Below are 12,579 nucleotides of genomic sequence, written 5' to 3' on the forward strand. Positions count from 1 at the left end.
CTGGGAAAGCGCACAGCGCTTTCTGAAACCAGAGAGATAGAGCATGATGTCGTCCGAAAACCGCTTCACACTTTTCGGCATCATGCTCTAGGGAATTGCGTAAAAACAAAGAAATAGAGCGGTTCGCCGTTTTTTTGAAACGGTGAGCCGCTCTAGGGAGAAACGATAGCCGAAAGGGCCGGACAGCGCAGATCTATTTCAGTTGGCGGCTTTGGCCTTGGCCTGCTCGTCCTTGAGCTTCTTGGCGAAGTCCTGGTTGTTCTTGACGACGAAATCCTGAAGTTTTTTCTGCCGGTCCTCGATGTCCGACTGCTGCAGCGGCGCGCCGTCAAAGGCGCCGCTGAAGCCGGTCAAGGCAACCTTGATTGGATTTGGCTGACTCTGGAAGTTGATCGAGGTCAGCGTGATCGCCTGTCCCTTCTTGAAGGAAGCGACGAGCGCGTCGGTCAGCGGCACTTCGGCAACGCAACGGTCGGCGAAGCAAATGACATAATCCAGCTTCGTCGCCTTGCCGGCGTCTATTTGCAGGGCGATGCCGGGGGGCACCAGGCGACCTGGGGGAACCGTGACCTGGAAGACCTTGCGGTTTACCTTGCCCTTCAACTCGATCAGGCTGACGCCGGTGACGAACTGGCCGTTGCCGGCAGTGATGATGTTCTGGACATTGCAGATGTCGACATCTTCCTGCTTGGTGCAGGCCTTGAACCAACCCTGCGGAATCTGTTGCTGTGCCGAAGCGGTGGGAAGTCCGGCGCCCAGAAAGCCGACCACGCCCGCGGCCAGGACCGAAAGGCGGTATGCGTTGCTGTTCAGGCTCGTCATGTCGTGCATTTCCTCTCAAATGATCCCGGGACCGGCTTCTTCGCGCCGTGTGGTCCTGCTACCTGTTGCCGAATTGAGGCAACAGAATGACTTCGGAGCGCGTGTTACACTGCATGAGCAGCCGAATCCAGCCCGCCGCCTGCAATTCTTGGCCTCGCAATTTGGGTCGTGCGATTTGGATTGATGTATCTGGCCGGAGCGCCGCGGCGCCATGTTAGGGTGCACTCCGAATCATCAAGCCGCCCAGTAAGGAGACGGTCATGGGCCGCATTCTTGTTTGGCTGATCGCCGCAATCTCGTTCTTCGCCTTTGCACCCGGCGTGGCGATGTCGGAACCGAAACATGCCATCGCCATGCAGGGCGAGCCGGCGCTGCCAGCCGACTACCAGCATTTCGACTACGTCAATCCCGATGCGCCGAAGGGCGGCAACATCACTTACTGCGTCGTCGGCAGCTTCGACAATCTGAACCCGTTCATCCTGAAGAGCCTGCGCACCACGGCGCGCGGCATGCAGGACCTCATTTTCGGCAATCTCGTCTTCGAGCCGTTGATGATGCGCAACTACGACGAGGCCTTCACCCTCTATGGCCTGCTCGCAGACAGCGCCGATATGGACCTGGAGCGCAAATCGATCGAATTCCACCTTAATCCAAATGCGAAGTGGTCGGACGGCGAGCCGGTGACGCCGGATGACGTGCTGTTCACCTACGATGTCTTCACCGACAAGGGCCGCCCGCCCTACAGGGATCGCATGAGCCTGATCGCCAAGCTCGAAAAGACCGGCGATCACAGCGTGCGCTTCACCTTCAACGACAAGGCCAATCGCGAGACCCCCTTGATCATCGCGCTGACGCCGATCATCCCAAAGCACGCCTTCAACAAGGATACCTTCGACAAGACGACGCTGAAGCCGGTGATCGGCAGCGGTCCCTACACCATCGACAATGTGCAGCCGGGACAGCGCATCGTCTTCAAGCGCAATCCAAATTACTGGGGCAAGGACATCCCTTCCAAGCGCGGCTTCGACAATTACGACCAGATCACCATCGAGTACTTCCTCAACGCCAACGCCAAGACGGAAGCGTTCAAGAAAGGCATCTGCGCCATTTACGATGAGGGCGATCCGGTCAAGCGCGAGCGCGATATCGATTTTCCCGCCTTCCATCGCGGCGAGGTGATCGCCGAGACCTTCGACACCGGCATACCGCCCGTGGTGACCGGGTTCCTGTTCAACACGCGGCTGGAGAAGTTTTCCAATCCGGAGGTGCGGCGCGCGCTCGGCATGCTCTACGACTTCGAATGGGCCAACAAGAACCTGTTCGGCGGCAAGTACACGCGCACGATGAGCTACTGGCAGAATTCGGAACTTTCCGCGCTCGGCCATCCCGCTAGCGACAGGGAAAAGGCGCTGCTGGCGCCCTACCCCGGCCGCGTGCCGGCCGATGTCATGGACGGCAGCTGGCGCCCGCCGGTGAATGACGGCACCGGCCAGGACCGCAAGGTGCTGAAGCTGGCGTTCGACCTGCTGAAGAGCCAGGGCTACGCCGTTAGGGATGGCGTCCTGCTGGATCCCAAGGGAAACCCGTTCGGTTTCGAGATCCTGACGGCGTCGCAGGACGAGGAACGCTTTGCCGCCATCTATCAGCGCTCGCTGGAAAAGATCGGCATCGCGGTGACCATCCGCAGCCTCGAGGCCGACCAGATCCAGTCGCGCAAGCAGCGTTTCGACTTTGAGGTTCTTGTCGGGTCGAGCGGGTTCAGCAACTCGCTGTCTCCCGGTATGGAGCAGAACCTTCGCTGGGGTTCTTCAGAGGCCAAAAGAGAAGGTTCATTCAATCTGGCCGGCGTCGCCGATCCGGCGGTCGACGCGGCGATCGACGCGATGCTGAGAGCACGGACCAAGGAAGACTATGTCGCCGCCGTGCGCGTGCTCGACCGATTGCTGATCTCCGGCAATTACATGGTGCCGATGCAGTACAACGCGCAGCAATGGCTCGCTTACTGGAATTACCTGGATCATCCCAAAAAGACACCCATATTCGGTTATCAATGGCCGACATGGTGGCGCAAGCCGAACTGAGCGTAGCCGAGATCATGCTCGGTAAAACGCTCGGCTGCAGGAGATCAAGATGAGCGATGACAATTCCATTACGGTCGACGTGGTTTCCGACGTCGTCTGCCCCTGGTGCTTCGTCGGCCAGAAGCGGCTGGATAAAGCGATTGCCGCTGCCGGCGACGTTGAGGTTCATGTGCGCTGGCGGCCGTTCCAGCTCGACCCGACCATCCCGCTCGAGGGCAAGGACCGGCGCGAATACATGCTGGCCAAATTCGGCAGCGACGAGCGCATCCGTCAGATGCATGCCCGCATAGAGCCGCTCGGCGAAGCCGAAGGCATCGATTTCGCTTTCGACGCCATCAAGGTCGCCGCCAACACGCTGGACGCGCATCGTGTCATCCGCTGGGCCGGTGCCGCCGGTGAAGCCGTGCAGAACCGGCTCGTGCGCCGGCTGTTCCAGCTGTATTTCGAGGAAGGCGGCAATATTGGCGACCACGCCGTGCTGGTCGATGCCGCCCGCGAGGCAGGCATGGACGCTGCCGTGGTCGAAACGCTGTTGCCGACCGATGCCGACGTCGAGGAGGTGCGCACAGAAATCGCCACGGCATCGCGGATGGGGATCACCGGCGTGCCGTGTTTCCTGCTCGAAGGCAAATACGCCGTCATGGGCGCGCAGGACGCCGAGACGCTGACTGATGCCATCCGCCAGGTCGCGGCTGCAAAGGCCAAGGGCGAGCTGGAAAAGGCCGGCTGACCGAAGTTATTTCACCGTCACCTTGGCTTTGCTGAGGAAGAAGCCATGCCCGTTGCTGCCCGTGCAGGTCAGTCCCTTGGTTGACGACTGGCAGGTAAACGGCCCTTTGCTCCAGCTGTTGCCATAGGCCAGCTTCGCCACATCGCTGCAGCAGCCCTGCTCGCCCGGATTCTTGATCAATGTCGCCGGGCCGTTCGGCCCAAGGATCACGGTGACGTAGCTGGGCTCGACGCGCGAACAGCTCAGTTCCGGACCGTCATCCTGTGGCTCGTAGGTGCTGGTGCCGCCCTTCGGCGTGTAGATGCAGCCGATGTTCCCGGACGGAGCATTGAACTCGATTTGCCCTTCGGCGCTTGCCGGAATGGTCTGGCTGCCGGCATGCGCAAGAGGCAGCCAGGCAAAGAGCGTCACGATTGCGGGAACGGCTGCGCGTGCAAGCATTGGGGAGCTTCCTTGTTAGGGACCGGACATGCATTGGTGCCGACAGTGCCCGGCAAGGTTCATTCCAGTGCGCTTGATTGTCAAACGGTGTTGAACTGCAGCTAAAAAGCGCGTGCCACCTCATGAACAGTCGCTTTACAGCAGCGACGATCTTGCGTGCCCAACCATGATGGCCGGTGAGATGATTCGGGCGGCCTGGGGCGATCATGGACGGCAATTTTTCGGGCGATCCGGTTAGCGCGCGGTGGGAAAACCGGCCGACGGGCAGGCCTTTTGGTCACAAAGCCGTGTATGAGCCTTCCCTCAGGGAATATATTCGCACATCTGAACGTTCTCGCAACACGTTGAAACAAAGGACAAATTTAGCCCAAAGACGGCGCTCTCGCAGCCAACTGTTGCCTCATGGCAACGGCGGGTGGGCTGCTTCACATCCGTCAGGATAAAATTCATAGAAAATGATCAATTGGTGTTACTATCCGTAACAAAACTAAAAAAGGTTTGGGCGGGATTGTGATTCGGGTCGACAGACCGCGACGTTCAATATCGGCACTTTGGAACCGCGACGCCCCCGTCGGGCCGTCGCCCCTGACGCCAGTATCGTCGATGCGGACCTTCTGGGGACTGATGCGGGCCTACTGGTTCTCGGACCGGTGGAGGGAGGCCTGGGCTCTCACCGTCGTCCTCGCACTCATCATAGCCCTGTCGAGCAAGGCCGACGTCTGGTTTACCGTGTTGGCGGGCGAACTGGCAGCCTCAATCGCTTTTTTTCACGACGCCGCGAATACCACGCCCCTTGAATCGGTGCTTACCAATGCCGGCCTGCTTGTGCTGCTGGTCGTGTTCAAGGACATGGGAATCATAGGCGCCTGCAAATTTGTATCGGCGACATTGCATCGCAAATGGCGCGCCTGGTTGAACGCGCGTTTCAATGCGGCGCTGCTCGATACCAACCATACGCACTACCACGCTCAGAATGGCTCGCCAGATGCGCCAGCGCCCGACAACATCGATCAGCGCGTGCAGGAATCCATCAAAGACATGGCGGGTGGCGCCATCGGGCTTGCCCAAGGTGTCTTCGGCGTCTTCACCTCACTTTATTTTGTCGGCGGCGCTTTGCTGGCGAATTCCGTGGAGGTAAAAGGCCTGGATGCCCTCGGCAGCTATGGCAGCGCCGTCCTCGCTCTGCTGGCGGTTGCCATCTATGTGCCCGTCAATACCTGGATCGCGATCAAACTCGGCGGAATGCTGGAGTGGCTCAATGTCAGGATGCAGAAGGCCGAAGGCACCTATCGCAGCGAGCTGATCACCTTGTTGCGCCGCAGTTTCCATGTGTCGGCGTCGCAAGGCGAAGACGTGCAAAAGACGATACATGGACGGCTCTATCTCGATATCGATACCACCTGGTCGAAGCTCAACATCGTCAACACCCTCTATGCGGGATTCGAATCGGTCTATAATTTCGTCGGGGCCAAAGTTGTCGCCTACGGACCTGGTCTGGTGCCGTTCATCCACAACGGCGTCGACCTCAAGGGCTACATAACCGGTTCCGAGCAGGTCAACGCGCTGATCAGCAAATGTTCCTGGTTCATCCATGTCATGCCGAGTCTCGCCACCTTGCGGGCCAACAGCCAGCGCGTCATCGAGTTGGCGCACGCCATTGAAAACGTCCAACAGCCGCAGGAATTCTACAGCCAGACCGGCCGTTCCGATTTCCACTATGCCAGCCAGAACCCGGTCTTCGGCCTGACCATCCAGAAGCTTGAACTGGCGCATCAGGGTGAAGACGCCACGCCGTTCCTGAGCGCAGCCAATCTGCGCTTTCGGCGCGGCGAGTGGGCATTCCTCAAGGGCGAATCCGGCTGCGGCAAGACTTCGCTGATCAAGGCGATCAACGGCTTGTGGCCTTATGGCCGCGGCACCATCGTCTTCCCTGACGGTGTGAGGAGCTTCTATGCCGCACAGGAGGTCAAGCTGCAGCAGGTGTCGCTGAAGCAGCTGGTGTGCCTGCCCGGCTCCGAGGACGACTATGGCGATGCGCAGGTCGCGGCAGCCCTGCACAAGGCCGGCCTTGGCGATTTCATCGAACACATGGCCGATGAAAGCCGCGAGGGAAAGATCTGGGACCAGCTGCTGTCCGGCGGCCAGAAGCAGAAGCTGGTTGTGGCCCGCATCGTGCTGCAGCAACCGGGACTGTTGTTCCTCGACGAAGCGACCGGCGCGCTCGATCCGGATGGCAAGATCGCCTTCCACCAGGCCATCAAGCACAACTGTCCCGATGTCACGGTGATCAGCATCATGCATGAGGCGGTGCCGCCACGTTCGGCCTCGGGCGAGGAATTCTACCATAGCGTGGTCGCGATCGCCGACGGCGTCGCCACCAAGAGGCCGCTTGTTCCGAACCTTCCGCGCGAGCTCACCACTATCCTTACGCAGCCGCGGCCGGTCGAGGACAAATGGATGCGTTTTTCACGCCGGCTGAAGCAGAAATAGCAGCCACGCCGAAGCGCGTTCCGCCACTGGCGGCGGGGCACTCGCTCCCTCCCCCTTCAATAATCATCACAGTCTCGCGATTGGGCCGGCTCCCGGCTGTTTTCCGCCACCCCCGCGATTGACTCGCCAAGATGCGCTCCTATGTTGCGCCCGCTCGCTGAATTCCAACTCGAACCCGCGAGCAGAAAGGTCACCGCGCCATGCCTGGCGACAGTAGTCGAACGCAACCGCCGTCCGCCTCGATGTGACCTCTAACGGCTCACGTCCCGCCGGACGGCAAGGAGTGAGCCATGAACGAATTTACCCCCGTCGTAGCGGGCGACGATGCCGTCGCTATCGCGCGTATCCTTGCCAATGATCACGTCGCCGATGTCGTCGAGGCCCTGAACCGGGAAGCTCGCGATACCGCGATAGAACTGCTTTGCGAAATGCCGTTCGAGCGGCTGGTCGAGATCTTCGACCAGCCTGAACTCGACGGCGCCTCCGATCTGGCCGAGGCGCTGCCGCGCGCCAAGGCGTGCAAGCTCCTGACCGCCATGTCGGTCGACCGCGCCGCCGATATCCTGCGCGAACTGGACGAACCGGCGCGCTCCGAGCTGCTCGGCGGGTTGGTCCCGCCGCTGCGGGCAACGCTGCTTTCCATTCTCGGCTATCCCGAAGGCAGCGCCGCCTCAATCATGACGACCGAATTCGTCAGCGTGCCGTCGGACTGGTCCGTCGGGCGCACGCTCGACTACATCCGCAAGGTGGAGCGGACGCGGGAGACCGTCTACGCCATCTACATCGTCGATCCAGACACGCATGTGCTGGTGCGCTCGACCGGCCTGCGCCGGCTGATCACCGGCGAGCCGGACGAGCCGATCCTGTCGGTGGCGCCGGATCGCGCCCCGGTGACGGTGACGCCGCTGACCGATCGCGAGACACTGGCGCAGACGATCTCCAAATATGACCTGCTCGCGGTTCCCGTCGTCGACCACGGCAAGATCCTCGGCATCGTCACCATCGACGACATCATCGACACCATGATCGAGGAGACGACCGAGGACGCGCATCGTTTCGGCGGCATGGAGGCGCTCGACGAGCCCTACATGAAGATGAGCTTTCTCGCGATGATCAAGAAGCGCGGCGGCTGGCTGTGCGCGCTGTTCATCTCGGAGATGCTGACCGCCAATGCCATGCAAAGCTATGAAGGCGAACTGCAAAAAGCGATCGTGCTCACTCTGTTCATCCCGCTGATCATGAGCTCGGGCGGCAATTCCGGTTCGCAGGCGACCTCGCTCGTCATTCGCGCGCTGGCGCTGCGCGAGATCGGCCTTCGCGACTGGTGGCGGGTGGCGTTGCGCGAATTGCCCACCGGCTTCGTGCTCGGCGCCATGCTTGGCGTGGTCGGCATCTGCCGCATCGCGCTCTGGCAATATATGGGCTTCTACGATTATGGGCCGCATTGGCCGCTGATCGCGGCGACCGTGGGGGCAGCACTCGTCGGCATCGTCACCTTCGGCTCGCTGTCGGGTTCGATGCTGCCGTTCGCGCTGAAACGGATCGGCTTCGATCCGGCGAGCGCCTCGGCGCCGTTCGTCGCCACGCTGGTCGATGTCACCGGCCTGGTGATCTATTTCTCGGTGGCGCTGGTCATCCTGCGCGGCACTTTGTTGTAATAAGCTTCAGGCCTCCCATCGCGGTGGCAACAGCGGCTGCCATGGGGGGTCTTCAAGATCGAGCGCGCGGGCGTCAATCGACCCGCACGCCATTCTTCACGCGGTAGGTGGGCTTGTACATGGTGACCAGTTCCTCCGCTGCCGTCGGGTGGACGGCCATGGTGCGGTCGAAATCATCCTTGGTGACGCCGGCCTTCAGCGGAATGCCGAGCAACTGCGCCATCTCGCCGGCGTCCGGCCCGAGGATGTGCGCGCCGAGCACTTTTCGCGTGGCGCCATCGACCACCAGCTTCGTCAGCATCCTTTCGTCGCGGCCCGACAGCGTGTGCCGCATCGGCCGGAATGTGGCGCGGTAGATTTCGATGTCGGAGTAGCGCTTGACGGCATCGTCCTCGGACAGGCCGACGGTGCCGATCTCCGGCTGTGAGAAGACGGCGGTCGGAATGGTGTCGTGGTCGGGCGCGGTCGGATTGCCCTTGAATGCGGTCTCGATGAAACACATGGCTTCGTGGATCGCCACCGGCGTCAACTGCACGCGGTTGGTGACGTCGCCGATCGCCCAGATGTTGTCGATGCTGGTGCGGGAAAATTCGTCGACAACGATGGCGCCGGTTATGCCGAGCTCGATGCCGACACCTTCCAGGCCCATATTCTCGGTGTTTGGGAGGCGGCCGATGGCGAGCATGACCTGGTCGATCGTCAGCACCTTGCCGCCGGTGACCAACGCATCCAGCCTGCCGTCCGGCCGTTTGCGGACCCATTCCGACACGGCGTGGCAGAGAATCTTGATCCCCTTCTTTTCCATGGTTTCGTGCAGCATGTGCCGCAGGTCCATGTCGAAGCGCGACAGGATCTCCTTGCCGCGATAGACCAGCGTGGTGTCGACGCCCAAGCCATGGAAGATATTGGCGAATTCGACGGCGATGTAGCCGCCGCCCTCAATCATGATCGCCTTCGGCAGTTGCTTGAGGTCGAAAACCTCATTGGAAAAGATGCAATGCTCGTGACCGGGCAGCGCCGGGTGCGGCGCCGGCCGGCCGCCGGTGGCGATCAGGATCTGGTCGGCGGTGACGGTGCGGTCATCGCCCAGGAGATGCACGACATGCGGGTCGACCAGCATGGCGCGCGAGTGGAACGTCTCGCCGCCGGCGCCTTTCACGTTCTTTTCGTAGATCGCTTCCAGACGGGCAATCTCGCGGTCCTTGTTGGCGACCAGCGTCGGCCAGTCGAAGCTCGCCTCGGGCACCGTCCAGCCATAGCCGGCGGCGTCGGCAAAATGCTCGGGAAATTGCGAGGCATAGACATAGAGTTTTTTCGGCACGCAGCCACGGATGACGCAGGTGCCGCCATAGCGGTATTCCTCGGCGATGCCGACACGCTTGCCGAGCGCTGCCGCCACGCGCGCCGCCCTCACCCCGCCGGAGCCGCCGCCGATGACGAAGAGATCGTAGTCGTAGCCGGCCATGCTGCTGTTCCTTGCCCCAAGAAATGTTTGAGACAGGTAGGCTGCATGAAGCCAAAAGAAAAGCCCGGTTTCCACCGGGCTTTCTGGTCCAGCGGCAAGGATGCCGGTGGCGAAATCAGACGTCTTAGTTCTTCGGCGCTTCCGGCTGGTCACCGTCTGCGGGCGCATCGCCGTCGGCAGGTGCAGCGCCATCGGCGGGGGCAGTTGCGTTATCCGGCGCAGGCGCGGCCGGAGCAGCGGCCTTCGCGGCGGCTGCCAGCGTTTCGCCGACCTGCTGGGCGAGATCGCGCGCCAGGCCGTTCTGCCAGATGTCGGCGGCTTTGACCAGTTCGCGCGTCACGTTGGGGCCGTTGTCGAGCAGCTTCTTGCCGGCATCGGAATTGTAGAAGGCGGCGATGTCGGTGAGATCCTTCTCGGAGAACACCTTGGCATAGGCGAGCGCTGCTTCCTTCTCCAGATCGGCACGGCGCGAGGCCAGCGCCAGTGCCTTTTCGCTGACGGTCTTGCCGATCAGCTCCTGCATATCAGGGTTCTTCTGGATGAGCTGCTGCTCGAGCGAGGCCGCCGCTTGCGGCAGGATGTTGTCGAACGAGTCGGTCGCGTGGATTGCCGTGACCGCCGCCCGTGCCGCCTTCAGATGCGATTCCGTGATCTCCTGCGAGAACGCCGGGGAAGAGAAGGCGAAAACGGCCGAAGCCGCCAGAACGGCGCAAAGATTGCGAACCCGGTTATGCAACATCATGATCGGTAGAACTCCCTGGTTTTCGGGCGGCATGGACTGTTTGGATGCCGTCGCCGCCGGCGATGATGGCCGCTGACGCCAGCCCGATGAAAAGACCATGCTCGACCACACCAGGAATGGCATGGAGAGCATTAGAAAGCGCTCTTGTATCCGGAATGCGGCCAAAAGATGCATCGAGGATAAAATGGCCGCCGTCTGTAACAAAAGGCTGGCCCCCGTCATCCTCAATGTAACCGGGCCGGAAAGGCCGAGACTTTTGGCCGCTGCCGCGACCGCGATTTCGGTCGCGCACAGGCCGAATTGGTTGACTTCGATCGGCAAGGGAAACCGGCCAAGGGTGTCGACCATCTTCGAGCGATCGGCAATGACGATCATGCGCTGAGATGCCGCCGCGACGATCTTCTCGCGCAGCAGCGCGCCGCCGCCGCCCTTGATCAGTGTCAGCGCCGCGTCGATCTCGTCGGCGCCGTCGACGGTAAGGTCGAGCTCGGGCGTTTCCTCAAGCGTCGACAGCGGCACGCCAAGTTCGCGGCAAAGGGCTGCGGTGCGCTCCGACGTCGGCACGCCGATGACGGTCAAGCCCGCGGCGATCTTTTCGGCCAGCAGCCGCACGAATTCGTCGGCCGTCGTCCCGGTGCCGATGCCGATGCGCATGCCGTCGCTGACATGGGCAAGGGCTGCCCGCGCGGCCTCGACTTTCAACTGCCTCGCATCCATGCTCGCCCCAGGGGTTTGGCTTGGTTCTGATTTTTCTGGATGCGCGCTCCTAGCACTTTTGCCCGCAGGGTCAAAGACTTTGGCTCGCACCGGCTTGCCTGAAAGAAGCGCAGCCGCTATCGCCTGCCTGCAATGCATCAGCCACAGGACAGGCCATGACCCAACCGATCATCGTGTTCGACCTCGACGGGACGCTGATCGACACGGCGCCGGATCTGCTCGACAGCCTCAACCACAGCCTTGCCGCCAGCGAGCTTGCCGCTGTCGACGAGGCCGGCTTCCGGCGTTTTGTCGGCCAGGGCGGACGGGTGATGATCGAGCGCGCGCATACCGCGCAGCAGAAATCGCTGGCGGTGGAGGAGCACGACAGGCTGCTGAAGGTGTTCCTCGACCACTACACACTCAACATCCCCGGCAAGTCGCGCCCCTACCCCGGTGTCGTCGAAGCCATCGCCCGCTTCGAGAAGGCCGGCTATCTGCTCGCCATCTGCACCAACAAATATGAGGCGAATTCGAAAGCGCTGATCGAGGCGCTCGGCCTGACAAAGCATTTCGCCGCGATCGCCGGCCAGGACACGTTCGCCTTCCGCAAGCCCGACCCGCGCCATCTGACCGAGACCATCCGGCTCGCCGGCGGCGATCCGCATCATGCGCTGATGGTCGGCGATTCGCAGACCGACATCGACACCGCCAAGGCAGCCGGCATTCCGGTGGTCGCCGTCGATTTCGGCTACACCGACCGCCATGTCAGAGAATTCGAGCCGTCGGCGGTGATTTCGCATTTCGACGCGCTGACGCTCGACCTGGCGGAACGGCTGATTGCAGCTGCGGCCGGCTGAGCGAAACGGGCGATTGCGCGGCAGCGCCTGCCCTCGCCTATTTCAGGCACAGAAGGTCGGCGCATCGCCTTGACTTCACAACCCTGCCTCCCTTATATCGCGGCTCGCTTGGCCTTCGGGCAACGAGCGGGCGATTAGCTCAGCGGGAGAGCACACCCTTCACACGGGTGGGGTCGCAGGTTCAATCCCTGCATCGCCCACCATTTTCTTTCCCTGAACAGCGCACTCCAAGCCAGCACTCCTAGCAGCTGCAACTCGCCCCTTCCCCACCAAAATTCTTCTGCGCGAAGTTCAAGGCGCTTGAGTAGCTCGTGTAGCTCTGGAACTGGCAGACATCGGAGCCGTTGCGCACCTTCATCTGCTCGAGATCCCAGAACGAAACCTCGATGTGATCGTTGGCGCAATAGACCGTGTATTTTTCAGGCTCCAGCGCGTTGGCTTTCTGCAGCGGCATGGAGACGGCTGGAATGCAAAGCGCGGAAAGTGCAAGCATGACGGCGTGACGCGTGCGCATGTAAAAACCTCTGGAGTGAGAACAGCCCGTATTTGTCGCGACGATAGTGAGCGGCGCATCGCGGCTTTTTTACGCGCCCT

10 protein-coding genes, 1 tRNA gene and 1 pseudogene are annotated in these 12,579 nt (G+C 61.5%); 6 read left to right on the forward strand and 6 right to left on the reverse strand.

Annotated features, from left to right (window positions below):
- Positions 1-198: 198 nt before the first annotated feature.
- Positions 199-822, reverse strand: a complete 624-nt coding sequence (locus tag NKL04_RS08050) for an invasion associated locus B family protein (RefSeq protein ID WP_023668972.1) — start codon at positions 820-822, stop codon at positions 199-201.
- Between the two features lie 260 nt (positions 823-1,082).
- On the opposite strand from NKL04_RS08050, the gene NKL04_RS08055 reads away from it, so the two are divergent.
- Both NKL04_RS08055 and NKL04_RS08060 read left to right on the forward strand, forming a co-directional pair.
- Positions 1,083-2,903: an extracellular solute-binding protein gene (locus NKL04_RS08055; protein ID WP_023702255.1), complete on the forward strand. Its 1,821-nt coding sequence runs from the start codon at positions 1,083-1,085 to the stop codon at positions 2,901-2,903.
- Between the two features lie 49 nt (positions 2,904-2,952).
- Complete coding sequence (locus NKL04_RS08060; protein WP_023702256.1) at positions 2,953-3,633, forward strand: DsbA family oxidoreductase; 681 nt, start codon at positions 2,953-2,955, stop codon at positions 3,631-3,633.
- 6 nt (positions 3,634-3,639) lie between these two features.
- Here NKL04_RS08060 and NKL04_RS08065 read toward each other — a convergent pair whose 3' ends face one another.
- A complete protein-coding gene (locus NKL04_RS08065; protein WP_023702257.1) occupies positions 3,640-4,074 on the reverse strand; it encodes a hypothetical protein in 435 nt (144 codons plus the stop codon).
- A gap of 603 nt (positions 4,075-4,677) precedes the next feature.
- On the opposite strand from NKL04_RS08065, the gene NKL04_RS08070 reads away from it, so the two are divergent.
- Both NKL04_RS08070 and mgtE read left to right on the forward strand, forming a co-directional pair.
- Positions 4,678-6,564 carry an ABC transporter ATP-binding protein/permease gene (locus NKL04_RS08070; RefSeq protein ID WP_023702258.1) on the forward strand — a complete coding sequence of 629 codons (1,887 nt, stop codon included), beginning with the start codon at positions 4,678-4,680 and terminating at the stop codon, positions 6,562-6,564.
- A gap of 290 nt (positions 6,565-6,854) precedes the next feature.
- The gene (gene mgtE / locus NKL04_RS08075; protein WP_023702259.1) at positions 6,855-8,222 is read left to right on the forward strand and encodes a magnesium transporter; all 1,368 of its coding nucleotides are present in this window, start codon (positions 6,855-6,857) and stop codon (positions 8,220-8,222) included.
- 73 nt (positions 8,223-8,295) lie between these two features.
- Here mgtE and gor read toward each other — a convergent pair whose 3' ends face one another.
- From gor to rpiA, 3 genes and pseudogenes are all read right to left on the reverse strand, one after another.
- Complete coding sequence (gene gor / locus NKL04_RS08080; protein ID WP_023702260.1) at positions 8,296-9,687, reverse strand: glutathione-disulfide reductase; 1,392 nt, start codon at positions 9,685-9,687, stop codon at positions 8,296-8,298.
- Between the two features lie 124 nt (positions 9,688-9,811).
- On the reverse strand, positions 9,812-10,429 hold the full coding sequence (locus NKL04_RS08085; RefSeq protein ID WP_023668979.1) for a DUF2059 domain-containing protein: 618 nt from the start codon (positions 10,427-10,429) through the stop codon (positions 9,812-9,814).
- A pseudogene (gene rpiA, locus NKL04_RS08090) lies at positions 10,416-11,146 on the reverse strand (ribose-5-phosphate isomerase RpiA). The gene NKL04_RS08085 and the pseudogene rpiA overlap by 14 nt, the downstream one beginning before the upstream one ends.
- Positions 11,147-11,301: 155 nt before the next feature.
- Here rpiA and NKL04_RS08095 point away from each other — a divergent pair.
- Positions 11,302-11,985: a phosphoglycolate phosphatase gene (locus NKL04_RS08095; protein ID WP_023691328.1), complete on the forward strand. Its 684-nt coding sequence runs from the start codon at positions 11,302-11,304 to the stop codon at positions 11,983-11,985.
- 128 nt (positions 11,986-12,113) lie between these two features.
- A tRNA-Val gene (locus NKL04_RS08100) sits at positions 12,114-12,188 on the forward strand.
- 38 nt (positions 12,189-12,226) lie between these two features.
- Here NKL04_RS08100 and NKL04_RS08105 read toward each other — a convergent pair.
- On the reverse strand, positions 12,227-12,499 hold the full coding sequence (locus NKL04_RS08105; protein WP_023696133.1) for a hypothetical protein: 273 nt from the start codon (positions 12,497-12,499) through the stop codon (positions 12,227-12,229).
- Positions 12,500-12,579: the final 80 nt, after the last annotated feature.

This window comes from Mesorhizobium sp. C264A (assembly GCF_040324515.1).
Classification (GTDB): Bacteria; Pseudomonadota; Alphaproteobacteria; order Rhizobiales; family Rhizobiaceae; genus Mesorhizobium.

Coding starts and splice junctions, on each gene's coding strand:
- NKL04_RS08050 (WP_023668972.1), bottom strand. CDS start 822: ATGACGAGCCTGAACAGCAACGCATACCGCCTTTCGGTCCTGGCCGCG.
- NKL04_RS08055 (WP_023702255.1), top strand. CDS start 1,083: ATGGGCCGCATTCTTGTTTGGCTGATCGCCGCAATCTCGTTCTTCGCC.
- NKL04_RS08060 (WP_023702256.1), top strand. CDS start 2,953: ATGAGCGATGACAATTCCATTACGGTCGACGTGGTTTCCGACGTCGTC.
- NKL04_RS08065 (WP_023702257.1), bottom strand. CDS start 4,074: ATGCTTGCACGCGCAGCCGTTCCCGCAATCGTGACGCTCTTTGCCTGG.
- NKL04_RS08070 (WP_023702258.1), top strand. CDS start 4,678: ATGCGGACCTTCTGGGGACTGATGCGGGCCTACTGGTTCTCGGACCGG.
- mgtE (WP_023702259.1), top strand. CDS start 6,855: ATGAACGAATTTACCCCCGTCGTAGCGGGCGACGATGCCGTCGCTATC.
- gor (WP_023702260.1), bottom strand. CDS start 9,687: ATGGCCGGCTACGACTACGATCTCTTCGTCATCGGCGGCGGCTCCGGC.
- NKL04_RS08085 (WP_023668979.1), bottom strand. CDS start 10,429: ATGATGTTGCATAACCGGGTTCGCAATCTTTGCGCCGTTCTGGCGGCT.
- NKL04_RS08095 (WP_023691328.1), top strand. CDS start 11,302: ATGACCCAACCGATCATCGTGTTCGACCTCGACGGGACGCTGATCGAC.
- NKL04_RS08105 (WP_023696133.1), bottom strand. CDS start 12,499: ATGCGCACGCGTCACGCCGTCATGCTTGCACTTTCCGCGCTTTGCATT.